Origin of the sequence: uncultured Reyranella sp., assembly GCF_945957355.1 — a bacterium.
Classification (GTDB): domain Bacteria; phylum Pseudomonadota; class Alphaproteobacteria; order Reyranellales; family Reyranellaceae; genus Reyranella.
The window spans coordinates 1-16024 of record NZ_CAMFKM010000004.1 but is presented as its reverse complement, the minus strand read 5'-3'; the positions used below and the strand labels follow the sequence as shown (position 1 = coordinate 16024).

At 68.8% G+C, this 16024-nt stretch carries 15 protein-coding genes and 1 pseudogene; 7 read left to right on the top strand and 9 right to left on the bottom strand.

What is annotated here, in order from left to right:
• Positions 1 to 67: 67 nt before the first annotated feature.
• Both Q0Q48_RS07930 and Q0Q48_RS07925 read right to left on the bottom strand, forming a co-directional pair.
• Positions 68 to 775 (bottom strand): LrgB family protein, encoded by a 708-nt coding sequence (locus Q0Q48_RS07930; RefSeq protein ID WP_295136381.1) that lies wholly within the window; start codon positions 773 to 775, stop codon positions 68 to 70.
• A complete protein-coding gene (locus Q0Q48_RS07925) occupies positions 759 to 1181 on the bottom strand; it encodes a CidA/LrgA family protein (protein WP_295136379.1) in 423 nt (140 codons plus the stop codon). Before Q0Q48_RS07925 ends, Q0Q48_RS07930 begins: the two co-directional genes overlap by 17 nt.
• 88 nt (positions 1182 to 1269) lie before the next feature.
• Here Q0Q48_RS07925 and Q0Q48_RS07920 point away from each other — a divergent pair, with 88 nt between their 5' ends.
• Entirely contained in the window at positions 1270 to 2193 is a 924-nt protein-coding gene (locus Q0Q48_RS07920; RefSeq protein ID WP_295136377.1) for a LysR family transcriptional regulator, read from the top strand.
• Between the two features lie 34 nt (positions 2194 to 2227).
• Here the strand turns inward: Q0Q48_RS07920 and Q0Q48_RS07915 are convergent, their stop codons facing one another.
• The 3 genes from Q0Q48_RS07915 to Q0Q48_RS07905 form a co-directional block, all read right to left on the bottom strand.
• The gene (locus Q0Q48_RS07915) at positions 2228 to 2596 is read right to left on the bottom strand and encodes a YciI family protein (protein WP_295136929.1); all 369 of its coding nucleotides are present in this window, start codon (positions 2594 to 2596) and stop codon (positions 2228 to 2230) included.
• A 93-nt stretch (positions 2597 to 2689) separates the two neighbouring features.
• The gene (locus Q0Q48_RS07910; RefSeq protein WP_295136376.1) at positions 2690 to 4315 is read right to left on the bottom strand and encodes an ABC-F family ATP-binding cassette domain-containing protein; all 1626 of its coding nucleotides are present in this window, start codon (positions 4313 to 4315) and stop codon (positions 2690 to 2692) included.
• 134 nt (positions 4316 to 4449) lie between these two features.
• Positions 4450 to 5346: a LysR family transcriptional regulator gene (locus tag Q0Q48_RS07905; protein ID WP_295136374.1), complete on the bottom strand. Its 897-nt coding sequence runs from the start codon at positions 5344 to 5346 to the stop codon at positions 4450 to 4452.
• Positions 5347 to 5539: 193 nt separating this feature from the next.
• Here Q0Q48_RS07905 and Q0Q48_RS07900 point away from each other — a divergent pair, with 193 nt between their 5' ends.
• The 4 genes from Q0Q48_RS07900 (at position 5540) to Q0Q48_RS07885 (ending at position 8544) form a co-directional block, all read left to right on the top strand.
• Positions 5540 to 6274, top strand: coding sequence for an SDR family oxidoreductase (locus Q0Q48_RS07900; RefSeq protein WP_295136372.1), 735 nt, complete (start codon positions 5540 to 5542; stop codon positions 6272 to 6274).
• A 43-nt stretch (positions 6275 to 6317) separates the two neighbouring features.
• A complete protein-coding gene (locus Q0Q48_RS07895) occupies positions 6318 to 6731 on the top strand; it encodes a nuclear transport factor 2 family protein (RefSeq protein WP_295136370.1) in 414 nt (137 codons plus the stop codon).
• A gap of 22 nt (positions 6732 to 6753) precedes the next feature.
• Entirely contained in the window at positions 6754 to 7386 is a 633-nt protein-coding gene (locus tag Q0Q48_RS07890; protein WP_295136368.1) for a class I SAM-dependent methyltransferase, read from the top strand.
• A gap of 144 nt (positions 7387 to 7530) precedes the next feature.
• On the top strand, positions 7531 to 8544 hold the full coding sequence (locus Q0Q48_RS07885) for an aldo/keto reductase (RefSeq protein WP_295136366.1): 1014 nt from the start codon (positions 7531 to 7533) through the stop codon (positions 8542 to 8544).
• Between the two features lie 3 nt (positions 8545 to 8547).
• Here the strand turns inward: Q0Q48_RS07885 and Q0Q48_RS07880 are convergent.
• From Q0Q48_RS07880 to Q0Q48_RS07865, 4 genes and pseudogenes are all read right to left on the bottom strand, one after another.
• Positions 8548 to 9480 (bottom strand): annotated as a pseudogene (locus tag Q0Q48_RS07880) (LysR family transcriptional regulator).
• A 67-nt stretch (positions 9481 to 9547) separates the two neighbouring features.
• Complete coding sequence (locus Q0Q48_RS07875) at positions 9548 to 9721, bottom strand: DUF2256 domain-containing protein (RefSeq protein WP_295136364.1); 174 nt, start codon at positions 9719 to 9721, stop codon at positions 9548 to 9550.
• Entirely contained in the window at positions 9718 to 11253 is a 1536-nt protein-coding gene (locus Q0Q48_RS07870; RefSeq protein WP_295136362.1) for a cryptochrome/photolyase family protein, read from the bottom strand. Before Q0Q48_RS07870 ends, Q0Q48_RS07875 begins: the two co-directional genes overlap by 4 nt.
• Positions 11254 to 11285: 32 nt before the next feature.
• On the bottom strand, positions 11286 to 12158 hold the full coding sequence (locus Q0Q48_RS07865) for a LysR family transcriptional regulator (RefSeq protein ID WP_295136360.1): 873 nt from the start codon (positions 12156 to 12158) through the stop codon (positions 11286 to 11288).
• Between the two features lie 106 nt (positions 12159 to 12264).
• Here Q0Q48_RS07865 and Q0Q48_RS07860 point away from each other — a divergent pair, with 106 nt between their 5' ends.
• Together Q0Q48_RS07860 and Q0Q48_RS07855 are read left to right on the top strand one after the other, a co-directional pair.
• Positions 12265 to 13836: a proton-conducting transporter membrane subunit gene (locus tag Q0Q48_RS07860; RefSeq protein WP_295136358.1), complete on the top strand. Its 1572-nt coding sequence runs from the start codon at positions 12265 to 12267 to the stop codon at positions 13834 to 13836.
• A gap of 19 nt (positions 13837 to 13855) precedes the next feature.
• A partial coding sequence (locus Q0Q48_RS07855) for a putative inorganic carbon transporter subunit DabA (RefSeq protein WP_295136356.1) occupies positions 13856 to 16024 on the top strand: 2169 nt, incomplete at its 3' end.

The following is a 16024-nucleotide window of genomic DNA, read 5'->3' as shown; positions in this document are numbered from 1 at the left end:
TTCGCAGCCTGCGGGAGCGGTGTGAAGCTCCGCTCGTGTTGCGCCCGTTCATGGTCGATGATGCGGCTCAGGCCAGAGTCCGGGCCATCAGGAGCAGCGGCACCAGCAGGACGTTGAGCAACCCGACCAGCACCATGACGAGGCCGGCGACGGCGCCCTCCTCCTGGCCGATCTCGTGGGCCTTGGCAGTGCCGGCGCCATGGGCGACAACGCCGAGCAGGGCACCGAGGGCAAGGCTGGAGCGGATCGGCAATCGCAGCAGCAGGACATCCCCGATCGCCGCGCCCACGACGCCCGTCACGATGACGAACACGGCCGTCAGATCGGGCGCGCCGCCGATCTCGGTCGACACCGTCATGGCGAACGGCGTGCTCATGGAGCGCGGCAGGAGGCTCAGGGTCAGCGTCTCGTTCAATCCGAGCAGCCGCGCCAGCCCCCAGGCGGTCAGCATCGAGGTGGCACTGCCCAGGAGCATGCCCGTGGCCAGAACGCGCCAGTGCCGTCGGATGAGGCCGCGCTTCTCATAGATGGGCACGGCGAAGGCGACCGTCGCCGGCCCCAGCAGGCTCACCAGCCAGTGCGTTCCGCGGCTGTAGTCGCGATAGCTGGTATGCAGGGCGAGCGCCGTCACGATCAGGGCCAGCGGCGCGATCGCCAGCGGCATCAGCCACCAGCGGGGCCAGCGCCGGTAAACCGCCCTCGCCCCGAGATAGAGGGCGATCGTCGCCCCCGACCAGAAGATCGCCTGAAGGGTGGGATCAATCCCTGCTGGCATGAACCGCGGCATCGCGGGCCTCCCACCTGGTGCAAAGATCGACGATCAGGCCGGTCACGAGCATGACGGCGAAGGTGCCGCTAACGATCACGGCGAGGATTTTCAGGCCGAGCAGGCCGATGAGTTCGCCGTGATCGAGCAGCGCCATCACGCCGGGCACGAAGAACAGCACCATGTAGCCTATGAACCACTCGGCGCCCCGCCGCAGGCTGTGCACGCTCAGTCTTCGTGTGGCGAGCAGCGCGAGGACCAGCAGCATGCCGATCACGCCGCCGGGAACAGGCAGGCCGGCCAGCTTTGCGATGCTCTCCCCGGCGAGCCAGAACCCGACGACCAGCCCGATCTGCAGGGGCGGGCTGCGGCGAACGCCATGACGGACACGGACTCTGAAACCAGACGCACTCATCGGCTGCTCCTTCGCAGCCAAGGTAGGATGTCGCCGGGCATTCTTTAAATGAATTGAATGACTAGAATTCATTCTGATATGGAATGGCATGGAGATTCGCACGCTGCGCGCTTTTGTCGAGGTGGTCCGCCAGGGAGGCTTCTCGCAGGCGGCCAAAGCCGTCTCCGCCACCCAGTCCACGATCAGCAAGGCGGTCAAACAGCTGGAGGACGAGATCGGCGTGGCGCTGCTCGACCGTATCGGCCATCGCAGCAGGCTGACGGCCGCCGGGGAGATCGTCCTGCGCCGGGCCCAGCGCATCCTCACCGAGCGAGAGGACCTGATCGCCGAACTGCGGGAGCTGCGCGGCCTCGAGCGCGGCACGCTGCGCCTCGGGCTGCCGCCGGTCGGGAGCGACGTCCTGTTCGCGCCGCTGTTTGCCATCTACAGCAAGCGCTATCCCGGTATCGACATCCGGTTGGTGGAGTACGGCAGCGACCGGCTGGAAGAGGTCCTGATGTCGGGCGAGATCGAGCTCGCCGCCTCACTCCTTCCCGTGTCGGACGGATTTGAATGGCAGGAGGTGAAACGCGAGCCTCTGACCGTCCTGCTGGCGGCCGATCACCCGCTGGCGCGCCGCCGCTCCGTCGACCTCGCAGCCCTCCGCGAACAGCCGTTCATCCTGTTCGAATCGGGATTTGCCCTCAACCGCATCATCCTCGACGCGTGCCACCGGCGCGGCCTCGAACCGACCGTCGTCGCGCGCAGCAGCCAGATCGACTTCATCGTCGCGCTTGCCGCAGCGGGCATGGGGGTCGCTTTCCTGCCGCAGATGATCGCCGAACAGCGCAAGCACCGGTCGGTCGCCCGCGTGCGCCTCGCCGAGGCGGACACGGACTGGCGCATCGCCATGATCTGGCGCCGCGGCGCTTTTCTCTCGCACGCCGCGAGAGCCTGGCTCGACCTCGTCGCCACGACGCGGGGCCCGCACGTCGTCCCGGCGAAGGAGAGGCACGCGGCCGCAAAGCGATGAGACGCGCGACTTGAATCGCGCGTCCCCCGGCCTCTCATTCCAGGTCGGACAACTCGTAGAGCGGCCGGATCTCGACCTCGCTCGGCCCCGGCATGGGATTGGGGCAGCGCTTCACCCAGGCCACCGCCTCGTCCATGTCCTTGACCTCCCAGAGCCAGAAGCCCGCAAGCTGCTCGCGCGCCGGCAGGAACGGACCGGCCGTGACCGTACGCCCTGGGCCGTCGAAAGCAATGCGCCGGCCCTCCGACGTGGGCTTCAGCCCATCGCCATCGCGCAAAATCCCGGCCTTCTGCAGCTCGTCGTTGAACCTGCCCATGGCCTCCATCAGTGCCGCCGTCTCGGGCGAGCGGACAAAGCCCTTCTCGCTATCCTCGGTCGCCTTCACGAGCACCATCACGCGCATATCCGTCTCCTTGCTGAAGCCGGTTCGACCGGCCATGTGACGGAACGACGAACGAGGCCGGCACAGGCCGACAGTGCGTTGAAGAAATTTCCGTCAGCCGGGATGGAGACCCGGCGCCTCCCTGCCCGTCGAGGACACATATTCCGTGTAGCCGCCGCCATACTGGTGGACGCCTTCGGGCGTGACTTCCAGCACCCGGTTCGAGAGGGCGGCCAGGAAGTGACGATCGTGTGACACGAACAGCATCGTGCCCTCGAAGTCCGCCAGCGCGGCGACCAGCATCTCCTTGGTCGCCATGTCGAGATGGTTGGTCGGCTCGTCGAGCACCAGGAAGTTGGGCGGGTCGAACAGCATCTTGGCCATGACCAGCCGCGCCTTCTCGCCGCCCGACAGCACGCGGCAGGGCTTCTCGACGTCGTCGCCGGAGAAGCCGAAGCAGCCGGCGAGCGACTTCAGCGCGCCCGTCCCGGCCTGCGGGAACGAGGCATCGAGCGATTCGAAGATCGTGTCGTCGCCATCGAGCAGGTCCATCGAGTGCTGCGCGAAGTAGCCCATCTTGACGCTGGCGCCGACAGTCACACTGCCCTCGTCCGGCTCGGCAGCACCGGCCACCAGCTTCAGCAAGGTCGACTTGCCGGCGCCGTTGGCGCCCAGCACGCACCAGCGCTCCTGGCGGCGCAGCCGCAGGTCGAGCCCCGAATAGATCGGCTGCGTGCCGTAGCCCTTGTGGACGCCGCGGAAGCTCACCACGTCCTCGCCCGAGCGCGGCGGTGCGCGGAATTCGAACCGCACCGACTGGCGGCGCCGCGGCGGCTCGACCTTCTCGATCTTGTCGAGCTTCTTCACCCGGCTCTGCACCTGGGCGGCGTGGGACGCGCGCGCCTTGAAGCGCTCGATGAACTTCATCTCCTTGGCCAGCATCGCCTGCTGCCGCTCGAACTGCGCCTGGCGCTGCTTCTCGGAGAGCGCGCGCTGGACCTCGTAGAACTCGAAGTTGCCCGAATAGGTGGTGAGCGTGCCGCCGTCGATCTCGATGATCTTGCCGACGATGCGGTTCATGAACTCGCGATCGTGGCTGGTCATCAGCAGTGCGCCCTCGTAGTTCCTGAGGAAGTCCTCCAGCCAGATCAGGCTTTCCAGATCGAGATGGTTGGAGGGCTCGTCGAGCAGCATGCCATCGGGCCGCATCAGCAGGATGCGGGCCAGCGCCACGCGCATCTTCCAGCCGCCGGACAGCAGCCCGACATCGCCGTCCATCCGCTCCTGGCTGAACGACAGCCCCGCCAGCACCTCGCGGGCGCGCGCGTCGAGCGCATAGCCGTCCAGCTCCTCGAAGCGCCCCTGCACCTCGCCGTAACGCTCGACCAGGGCGTCCATGTTGTCGGCCTGCTCGGGATCAGCCATCGCCGCCTCGAGCTGGGCGATCTCGACCGCCAGCGCGCTCACCGGCCCGACGCCGTCCATCACCGCCGCGACGGCGCTCATGCCCGACATTTCACCGACGTCCTGGCTGAAATAGCCGATGGTCATGCCGGCATCGATCGTCACCTGCCCGTCATCGGGCTGTTCCTGGCCCGAAATCATTCGGAACAGCGTGGTCTTTCCGGCGCCGTTGGGCCCCACCAGCCCCGCCTTCTCCCCCTTCTGGAGGCCCATCGACGCGTCGATGAACAGGATCTGGTGGCCGTTCTGCTTGCTGATGTTGTCGAGGCGAATCATGGGCGCTGTGCTGGCGGGAAAGCCGCGGCAACGCAAGCCACAGGGACCCACGGAATTGCGGCTGATTGTCTCCTCTTCTCCCACACGACCCGAGCCGGGAGGCTTGGGGAGGCGTCGCCTGCACCCGCCGCGCGTCAGTCGTTCGGTATGGACCGCCCCGCGAGAAGCGGCGCGTAGGCGGCGAGCCTGCGGGCGACGAACTCCGTGAAGAGTCGCACGCGTTTCGTCTTGCGTGTCTCCCCCTGTGTGAGAAGCCAGAGCGTTCCGCCCATGTGCAGGTCGGCGCCGGGCGCCCTTACCAGTAGGGGGTCGGCATCTCCGACGAAACACGGCAGTGTCGTCATCCCAATCCCCTGCTGCGCCGCGGCAATCTGTGCCTCGGCGTCCGGGGTCCTGAACGGAACCCCGGTGGCACCAACCTCGCCCTTGCTGGCCCAATCCGGAGTGCCGTGATCGCCGATCACGATCGGGCGGACGGGCCCCGACGCGCCCGCGCGCCACGCGGCCAGCAGGCTGCGCGACATGTAGACGCCGCCGAACAGCTGCGGCCCCATCAGGCCGTGAAGATTGAGCGGCAGGGCCCTGCGGTTGACGACGATGCGGATCGCCACGTCGGCGTCCCTGTTGGTCAGGTTCGCCACTTCGCCACTCGACAGGATTTCCATCTCAATATCCGGATGCAGACGCGCGAAGTCGGCGAAGTCCGGCATCAGCAGATGCGCCGCCAGGAACGGTGGCAGCGTCACCCGCAAGAGCCCGCGCGCGTGCTGGTCGCGCCCGAAGACGCGCGTCTCCAAAAGGCGCGACGACGCTTCCATCTGGTCCGCGAACTCGAGGACCTCCTCGCCTGCGGCCGTCAGACGGTAACCTGAAGGCAGCTTTTCGAAAATCTGCACCCCAAGGCGCTCCTCGAACTGGGCGATGCGCCGCAGCACGGTCGCGTGGTTCACGCCGAGGCGCTCGGCGGCGGCCCGCACCGAGCCTTCGCGCGCGACGGTGAGGAAATAGCGGACATCGTCCCAGTCGGTCATGGCGCGATCCTGCACCGTACGGTGTGCCCTTCAAAGCTCCGCCTCATCGTTGCCTGGATGAAGTCGTCTGGCTGGATCGATATCGCACCACCGTTGTGCGCCCTTTCGCACTCACCCCCTGACACTGGCAGCCCCATGTCGAGGTTCTCGGGCGACTGCCCGTACACCGAAACAGAGTCTGGAAGGAGAAGTCATGGGTAAGCTCGAGGGCAAGGTCGCCGTCATCACGGGGGGATCGAGCGGCATGGCGCTGGCGAGCGCCAAGCGGTTCGTCGAAGAAGGCGCTTACGTTTTCATCACGGGCCGAAGGCAGGAGGCGCTCGACGAGGCCGTCAGGACGATTGGTCGGAACGTGACCGGCGTGCGCGGTGACGCTGCCAATCTGGACGACCTCGACCGTCTGTTCGACACGGTCAGCCGCGAAAAGGGCAGGATCGACGTCCTGTATGCGAGCGCCGGCACGGGCGAAGCCGCGCCACTGGGCGAGATTACCGAGCAGCATTTCGATGCGACGTTCGGCCTGAACGCGCGTGGCACGCTGTTCACGGTGCAAAAGGCGCTGCCGCTGTTCAACGATGGCGGGTCGATCTTCATGACCGGATCGGTTGCTTCGCTGAAGGGCTTTCCCGGTTACAGCGTGTACGCAGCGAGCAAGGCGACGTTGCACGCATTCGCACGCGGCTGGCTCAACGAGCTCAAGGGCCGGAACATCCGGGTGAACGTGCTGCACCCGGGGCCGATCGCCACGCCAATGCAGGACCAGGTTCTCACCCAGGAGTCGAAGCAGATGTTCGAATCCCTGATCCCGCGGGGCACGATGGGGCGGCCCGAGGAAATCGCGGCCGCCGCACTGTTTCTTGCTTCAGACGATTCGAGCTTCGTGAATGGGCTTGAGTTGTCCGTCGACGGCGGCTTCTCAGCCATCTGAGACCGTGGAACCGATATCAACACGGATCCGAGGAGAAATTCCCATGAGCATCGACAAGAACATCCAGACCGCGAAGGACTTCTTCGCCGCGATCGGTCGCGGCGACAAGGAGGCTTTGCGGGCGCTGGTCGCCGAAGACATCGAGTGGATCATTCCGGGCAAGGACTGGCCGCTAGCCGGCACGCGCCACGGACATGCCGGGCTCGCGGATTTGCTCGAGACAGCCTCCAGGTCGATCGAAACGTCCACGGAAGCCCGCGAATTCGTGGCGCAAGGAGACCGGGTCTTCGTCGTCGGCGTCGCGACGGGAAGGATCAAAGCCACGAACACGACCTTCAAGGACGATTGGGTTTTCGCCATCACCGTCAGACACGGCAAATTGGCGAAGATCCGGGAATACATCGACACGCAGGCGCTGGCGCAGGCTTCGCAGATCGACGCGTCCGCGCTGGCGTAACGCTCAACCGCAGGAGATTCCGATGTACGACCAATCCAGGCTATCCGAGTTGATCCGGTTCGCACGAGTGGGGCCGGGCTCCACCGTCATCGACGTCTATCCGGGCGACGGCAACTGGACGCGCCTCTTCTCCGACACCGTGGGACCCGAAGGGCGGGTCTACAGCTTCGTGCCAGCCGAAATCGCGGACTTCAAGAACGATCCGGTCGGCCGCATGCGGACGCTTGCGAAGGAGCCGGGCCGAGCGAACGTCGAAGCCGTCTCGGCGGACCTCATGGCGATGCCCGGGGTCACGCAACCGGCGGATGTCCTGTGGCTGCACCTGTTCTATCACGATCTCCACACCGCGCTGATGCAGAAGAAGGGCGCGACGGCGGCCGCCTTCAATCGCGCCGTCCACGAGCGGCTGAAAGCCGGCGGGCGCTACGTCATCGTCGACCACGCCGCCGCCGTCGGGGCAGGCACGAGCGCCGCCCAGTCGCTGCATCGGATCGACCCTGCCTCCGTGCGCGCGGAGGTGAAGGCGGCCGGCTTCGTGCTGGACGCGGAGAGCACCTTACTCGCGAACAAGGACGATCCGCACACGATCGAGGTGTTCGACGCCTCGATCAAGGGCAGGACCGATCGCTTCGCCTATCGATTCGTGAAGCCCTGACCGGCCCCTGCGCAGGCCGGTCAGCCTGTGAACCGCCTTCACAGATCCTGAGACGCTCCGCCGGCTACCGCGCGCCCATGCCGTGCCTATATCTCTGGCCACCGGCGCGATGCGCCGCCCCCCTCGACGAAAGTGGAGCCCGACATGAAACTGAAAGACATCCTGCCCAGCCGCCTCGGCTTCGGCGCCGCGCCGCTGGGCAACATGTTCCGCGCCATCCCCGAGGACGAGGCGCGGGCCACCGTCGAGGCCGCCTGGGCCGACGGCATCCGCTATTTCGATACCGCCCCCTTCTACGGCGCGGGCCTGGCCGAGATCCGCATGGGGGCAGCGCTGCGCGACAAGCCGCGCGACCAATATGTGATCAGCACCAAGGTCGGCCGCCTCATCCTCGACGAGGTCGAGGAGCTCTCGGCGCGAGACAACGGCGAAAAGGGCGATGTCTTCAAGCACGGCCGCCCCAACAAAGTCGTGAACGACTATTCGGAGGACGCGACCTACCGCTCGATCGAGGACAGCCTGAAGCGGCTGGGCACCGATCATGTCGACATCGTCTTCGTGCACGACGTGGCACAGGACTTCTACCGCGACGAATGGCTGGGCGTGTTCGAGAGCGCGCGCAAAGGCGCCTTCCGGGCGCTCGACCGGATGCGCGACGAGGGCGTCATCAAGGCCTGGGGCCTCGGCGTGAACCGGGTCGAGCCGATCGAGATCCTGCTCGCGCTCGACGAGCCGAAGCCCGACGCCTTCCTGCTGGCGGGCCGCTACACGCTGCTCGACCACAGCCACGCGCTGCAGCGCGCCCTGCCGATGGTGGCCGAACGCGGCCTCGGCATCGTGGTCGGCGGCCCCTACAGTTCCGACGCCCTGGTCGGCGGCCCGAACTTCGAATATGCGCCGGCGACGCCCGCGATCCTCGCCAGGGTGGCGGCGATCAAGGCCATCGCCGACCGCCATGGCATCTCGATGAAGGCCGCCGGCCTGCAGTTCTCGCTGGCCCATCCCGCGGTCGGCGCCGTGATCCCGGGTGCCAGCCGCCCCGGCCGCATCGCCGAGGACAGCGCCGCGCTCGCGGAGAAGATCCCGGCCTCCTTCTGGCAGGCATTGCGCGAAGCGCGGCTGGTCGATCCCGCCGCGCCGCTGCCGATCACCGGCTGACGATCACCGGCTGACGGTCGAGGGCTTCGCACGCGTGGCCGCCAGGAACTGCGCCATCCGGGGGACGGTGAAGTCGAGGAACACCGTCACCCGGGCGGGCAGCAGCCGGGCGCCGCGGTACACCGCATGGATCTCGTCCCAGGTTTCGAGACCCTAGTCGGCCAGCACCTCGACCAGTTCGCCATGATCGATCGCCTCGCGCAGATGGTATTCGGCCACGCGCGCGATGCCGACGCCGGCGATCGCCATCCGGCGCAACGTCTCGGCGTTGTTGGCCAGCAGCGAGCCGCTCAGCATGCGCTCGACGATGCGGCCACCCTCGCGCATCGGCCAGACCGGCTGGGAGCGGCGGAAGTTGAAGCCGAGGCAATTGTGCGCCGCCAGGTCCTCCGGCGTGCGCGGCGTCCCGTACCGGGCGAGATAGTCGGGCGAGGCCACGATGCAGCGGCGCGTCTCGCCGATCTTGCGCGCCCGCAGGCTCGAATCCGGCAGCGACCCGACGCGGATCGCAACATCCGTGCGGTCGAGATAGAGATCGACCATCTCGTCCGACAGCGACAGGTCGACCACGATTCCGGGATAGGCTTCGAGGAACGCCGCCAGGACCGGCTCCAGCGCCGCCGAGCCGAAGGTCACGGAGGAGCTGACGCGGATGACGCCCTCGGGCTTGGCATTGCCCTGCGCCAGCTGCTGCTCGGTCTCGTCGATCTGCGAGACCAGCGACCGGCTGCGCTCGTAGTAGAACTGCCCTTCGTTGGTGAGAACCAGCCGCCGCGTCGAGCGCTCGATCAGGCGCACGCCGATCCGGGCCTCGAGCCGCGCGATCAGCTTCGAGACCGTGGACGGCGTCATCATCAGCAACCGCGCCGCCTCGGAGAAGCTCCCCGCCTCCACGACCCGGACAAACACCATCATCTCGCCCGCGCGATTGTCCATGACGCCCCTGTTCGCTCGCTTCGACTGTGGCCGAAGCGGTTCGGGTGCCGCAAGCGGATCGGCGCCACTAGCGGCCGGCGTCGCGGGAAGGCTTGCGGCGCAGGTCGCCCTTGCAGCGTTCGGAGCAGGTCTTCACCTGCTCCCAGTCGCGCGCCCACTTCCTGCGCCAGGCGAAGGGACGGCCGCAGGCAGCGCAGGTCTTCTGCGGCAGGGTCGCCTTGGTGTAGCGCTTGGCGGTCACAGGCCCGCCAGGAACGCGGCGGCGCTGTCGGCGATGCGTTGCCGCTCGTCTGCCGGGAACTTGTCGTAGGTGCGAACCATCTGCGCCAGGCGCGGATTGCGGCCGATCTTCGCTCGATGGCGGGAGATGAAATCCCAGTAGAGCGCGTTGAACGGACACGCCTTCGCCCCCGTCCGCTGCTTCACGTCGTAGCGGCAGCCGCCGCAATAGTCGGACATGCGGTTGATGTAGGCGCCGCTCGCCGCATAGGGCTTGGAGGCCAGCAGGCCGCCGTCGGCGAACTGGCTCATGCCCACCGTGTTCGGCAGCTCGACCCATTCATAGGCGTCGGCATAGACCGTCAGGTACCATTCGTGCAGCTCGTACGGATCGATGCCGGCCAGCAGCGCGAAGTTGCCGGTGATCATCAGCCGCTGGATGTGATGGGCATAGGCGTGCTCGCGCGTCTGGGTCACCGCCGCGCGCACGCACGCCATCGCTGTCTCGCCCGTCCAGTAGAAATCCGGAAGCCGGCGCGTGTGGCCGAGGAAGTTGCTGCGCGCGTAGCTCGGCATCTTCAGCCAATAGATGCCGCGCACATATTCGCGCCAGCCGACGATCTGCCGGATGAATCCCTCAGCGGCGTTCAGCGGCACCCGCCCCGCCCGCCACTCGATCTCGACCCGCCGGCAGACCCGCAGCGGATCGAGCAGGCCGCAATTGAGATAGAGCGCGATGACGGCGTGATAGAGGAACGGCTCGCCCGCCAGCAGCGCGTCCTGGTAGTCGCCGAACTTCGGCAGCGCCTTGTCGACGAAAGCGTCGAACGCCGCCTCGGCATCGCCGCGGGTGACCGCGAAGCCGAAGGGCGCGAGGTCGCCGAAATGATCGCCGAACCGCGCCTCGACCAGCGTCAGTACCTCGCGCGTCACGGCATCGGGCGCGAATACCGGCGGCCGCGGCATGAAGAGATCGGCCTTGGCGGGCTTGCGGTTCTCCGCATCGAAGTTCCAGCGTCCGCCGGCGGGTTCGTCGCCGTCGATCAGCAGGCCGGTGCGACGGCGCATCTCGCGATAGAAGTATTCCATGCGGAGCTGCTTGCGCCCTTCCGCCCAGCGCGCGAACCAGCCGGTCGGACACAGGAAGCGCTCGTCGGGCAGGATCTCCACGGGCAGCGCGAACCGCTCAGCCCACGAGGCCTGCATCTCGCGCACCCGCCACTCCCCCGCCTCGGTGACGACCACGCGCTCCGGGCCATGGCGGGCGATGGCGTCGCCCAGCTGCGCGGTGAAGGAGCCGCGATTGCCGGCGGCGTCCAGGGTCACGTACTCGACCCTCCAGCCGAGCCCGCGCAGTTCTTCCGCGAAGTGGCGCATAGCCGAGAACAGGAAGGCGATCTTCTTCTTGTGGTGGCGCACGGAGCGCGCCTCGTCCGCCAGCTCCGCCATCAGCACGAGATCGCGCGCCGGATCGCCGGCCGCCAGGCTGGTGATCGATGGCGTCAGCTGGTCGCCCAGCACGAGGATGAGGTTGCGGACGGCCGCGCTCGACATGGAGCGAGATACGGCCGCGACCGCGCCCCGGTTCAGTGCGGGGTGAGGAGCAGCCGGACGAGCGGGTTGGGAAAACGCCGCGCCATGGTGACGGCGTAGAAGGTCTCGACGATCCCCGGCAGTTGCTCGCCCTCGACCAGCACGCCGGCCGCGATCTCGTCCTTGACCACGATCGGCGGCAGCACCGCCAGCCCGATATCCTCGCGGGCGAGCAGGCGCATCATCGCCATGTCCTCGACTTCCGCGACGATCTGCGGCCGCACGCCCAGCCGGTCCGCCAGCGCGTCGAAGCCGGTGCGCACGCTGCTGTCGACGGTCGGCAGGATGATCGGGTGTTCCCGCAGCCGGTCCGCCAGACCCGACGCGGCTCGCATGCGAGCCGGCGTGCCCACCAGGCTGACCGGACGCTCGGCGAGACGGTGCGTGACCAATGGGGTCAGCGCATCGCCCGGCGGCGCCTGGTTGAGCAGGACGACGTCGAGGTTGAGCGCCTCGAGCGCGCGCAGCAGCTCGGCCGCGCCACCGGAGCGCAGGATCAGGTCGATGTCCGTGCGGCCGAGCACCGGACCGAGGAACTCCATCTGGAAATTGCGCGACAGGGTGGCGAGCGAGCCGACCCTCAGCGCCTGCCGCGCGGCGCCGGTCTGGCGCAGCGTACCCAGCAATTCTTCGCCGGTGGCGAAGATCGCATCGGCATGGTCGAGGGCGATCTGCCCCGCCTCGGTGAGATGCAGCTGCCGCCCGCGCCGCTCGAACAGCGCGTGCCCCAGACGCTCCTCGAGCTTCCGGATCTGCACCGAGAGCGCCGACTGGGTGAGGTTCAGCCGCTCGGCCGTGCGGGTGAGATTGCCGTCGTGCGCGACCGCCCAGAAATACCGCAGGTGATTGTAATTCAGCGACTGCATACCGTTCTATTTTACCGAACGATTTCACTCATACAATGCATTTTATTGAACAAACCGGGAGAGCCATAAGGCGGCCACACGCCCTCCTCCGTCCCAGGTGACTCCCTTGTCGTACTCATTGCTCCCGCTCGGCGCCCCGCTCCTGCTGCTCGCCGCCGCCACCCTCGGATTCGCCCGCCCCGGCCGGCGTCCGCCCCTGGTCGCGGTCTTCGCGGAGGCCGCGGCGCTGGGCGCGCTGCTGGTCGTGCTGGGCTCGCTGGCGCTGCTGCTCCTGCGCGGCGCCGGTACCAGCGGGCTCATCGGATTGGCCGGCATCGGCCTGTCGGTCCGGCTCGACGCGGTGAGCGTCACCATGCTCCTGCTGGTCGCGTTCGTCGGCTGGATCGTCGTCCGCTACGCCCGCACCTATCTCGATGGCGAGGCGCGGCAGGGTTATTTCACCGGCTGGCTCTGCGCCGCGCTCGCCTCCGTCCTGCTGCTGGTCCAGGCCGGCAATCTCGTCCAGCTGGTCGGCGCCTGGATCGCGACCGCGGCCGCGCTGCACCGGCTGCTCCTGTTCTATCTCGAGCGCGCGGCGGCGCGGCGGGCGGCGCGCAAGAAGCGGCTCTTCTCGACCGTCGGCGCCGGCGCGCTGATCCTCGCCGCGGTCCTCGTCTGGGCGAGCTTCGGCACGACCGACATCGCCGCGATCAATGCGCTTGCCCGCAGCGGCGACGCCTCGTGGGCCGCCCTCGCCGCGGCCGCCCTGCTGGCGCTCGCCGCGGTGCTGAAGTCGGCGCAGTTCCCGACCCACGGCTGGCTCACCGAGGTCATGGAAGCGCCGACGCCGGTCTCAGCCCTGCTCCATGCTGGCGTGATCAATGCCGGCGGCTTCCTGCTGATCCGGTTCGCCGACCTGATGCTGGCGGCCCCCGGCGTCCTCGCGGTGCTGGCGATCGTGGGCGGCTTCACCGCCCTGTTCGGCGCCCTCGTCATGCTGACCCAGCCCGCGGTCAAGACCTCGCTCGCCTGGTCGACGGTCGCGCAGATGGGCTTCATGGTGCTGCAATGCGGGCTGGCGCTTTTCCCGCTGGCGCTGCTCCACATCGTCGCCCACTCGCTCTACAAGGCGCACGCCTTCCTGGCCTCCGGCGGCGCGGTCGAACAGGTGGCGTCCATCCGGCGGCCGGGGCCGGTCGCCGTGCCCGACGGGCCGGCCGTGGGCCGCGCCTTCCTGATCGCGCTGGCCATCTACGCCGCGATCGGCACCGTGTTCGGCCTGGTCTTCGGCTTCGACCACAAGTCGCCGCAGGCGCTGGCGCTGGGCACCATCCTGATCTTCGGCGTGGCCTACCTGCTGGCCCAGGGCCTGGCCGATGCCGCGCCGCGCGAACTGACCCGGCGGACCGCGCTCTACGCCAGCGCCGCCGCGATCGGATACTTCGCGCTGCATTCCGCCGCCGAATGGCTGACCACCGGCATCCTCCCGGCGACGCCGGCGCCCGGCCGTCTCGAATGGACCCTGATGGCGCTGGCCGTGCTCACCTTCGGGCTGGTGGCGGTGGCGCAGGCGCTGTTCCCGCTCTGGGCGACGCACCCCGCCGCGACGGGACTGCGCGTCCACCTCTCCAACGGCCTCTACGTCAACGCCACGATCGACCGGCTGCTCGGCGGCTGGTCGGTGTCGAAGGCGCCGTGATCCCCCGAACGCAAGGACCATGAACATGATGACGACCACGATCCTGCAGGCCGCCGACCGGGCGGCGCGGGCGATCCCGCCGCTCTGGCCGCTGGCCTCGAGCGTCGCCGTGAACCCCTTCCTCGGCCAGACCGGCGAACCGCTCGCCATCGCCGCCGCCCGGCTGCGGCGCACCGGCGGCATCGCGCTCACCATGCCGCGGGCCTGGTACGTGGCGCGGCTGCGCTCGGGCGAGATCGCCGACGCGGATCTCGAGGCCGCGCTTGACGCGGCGCCCCAGGGAATGCGCCCGGCGACGCTCGCGGCACTGAAGCAGGCGGCCGAGGCGGAGCGCCCGAAGCCGCAGGCGATCCCCACCGTCGCCGAGCTGGCGCGCGACCTCTCCAGCATCGACTGGCCGCGGCTGGTCGAGGACCGCATCAGCCACTTCGCCTCCGCCTACTACGATCAGGGGCAGGCGCTGTGGGTCGGCGCCCCGCCGGCGCGCGGCGCCTGGGCGGCGTGGCGGGCGGTCGCCATGCACGACCTGACGCCGGAGATCGTCGGCCTCGAAGGCTTCGCCCAGACCGTGGCCGATGCCCCCGCCGATGCCGAGGCGGCGCTGGCCGAGTGCGTCGGCAAGCTCGGCCTGACCGGCGCGGCACTGGAGAGCTACTTCCACCGGCTGCTGACGACGCTGGGCGGCTGGGCCCAGGTCGCGCGCCACCGGCTCTGGCAGGCGGAGCTGGCCGGCGGGACCGACGGCGCCGTGACCGACCTCCTCGCCATCCGCATCGCCTGGGAGGCGGCGCTGCTGCGCCAGTACGGGGCCGCGCTGGAGCCGCAATGGCAGGCCGCCATCGCCGCTCATGCCGAGCCCACGACGGCGACTCCGGACGACGTCGTCGACGCGATCCTGCAGGAGGCGGCCGAGCGCGCAGCGCAGCGGCGGCTGCAGGCCCAGCTCGCCGCGAAGCAGTCGGCGCCGTCGGCCCCGGACCAGCCCGCACTACAGATGGCCTTCTGCATCGACGTGCGCTCGGAAGTGTTCCGGCGGGCGCTGGAGAGCGTCGATCCCGGCATCCGCACCCTGGGCTTCGCCGGCTTCTTCGGCCTGGGACTCGGCCACCGGCGCTTCGCCTCCGACGTGGTCGAGGCACGGCTGCCCGTGCTGCTAACGCCGGGCCTGCTCACCTGCTCCGGCACCGCCACTCCGGCGACGGAGAAAGCCGACGTCGCCGCGCGCATCGCCGCGCGGGCCAGGCGCGCCTGGGGCCGCTTCAAGCTGGCGGCGATCTCCTCCTTCGCCTTCGTCGAGGCCGCCGGTCCGATCTATGCGGCGAAGCTGCTGTCCGACGGGCTGGCACTGAAGCGGCATCCGGCGCCGAACGACCCCGCGCCGCGCCCAGCCGCGAGCCTCGATGCCGGCACGAAAATCGCGACGGCCGCCAGCGTGCTCAAGGCGATGTCGCTCACCGGCGGGTTCGCGCGGCTGGTCCTGCTCGCGGGTCACGGCGCCAACGTCGTGAACAATCCACATGCCAGCGCGCTGCATTGCGGCGCCTGCGGTGGCTACTCGGGCGAGGTGAATGCGCGGCTGCTCGCGTCCCTGCTCAACGACCGCGAGGTCCGCAGCGGCCTCGGCGACCGGGGCATCGAGATCCCCGACGACACGCTGTTCGTCGGCGCCCTGCACGACACCACGACCGACGCAGTCACGCTCTACGCCGAGGACCACCCCTCGCCCGCCCATGCGGCGGACCTGGCGCAGGCCGGGCGCTGGCTGAAAGCGGCCGGCATGCTGGCGCGGGGCGAACGGGCGCTGCGCCTGCCCGGCGCCGCGAGCGGCCGGGACGTGCCGCGGCGCATGATCGGCACGCTGTCCGACATCGACGCCCGCCGGCAGTCCGAGGCCCAGATCCATTTCCTGGCCCGGCACGACCCGCTGACCGAGCTGGCCAACCGGGCGCACTTCTCGGAGCGGCTGCAGCTGGCGCTGGCCCATGCCCGGCGCTACCGGGAGAGCCTGGGTCTGATCCTGGTGGACCTGGATCGCTTCAAGCCCGTGAACGACGTCCACGGCCATGCCGTCGGCGACGAGTTGCTGCAGGCCGTGGCAAAGCGGCTGAAGTCCGCCGTCCGGGAGACCGATGTGGTGGGCCGCATCGGCGGCGACGAGTTCCTGGTGCTGCTGCCCGATGTCGACAGC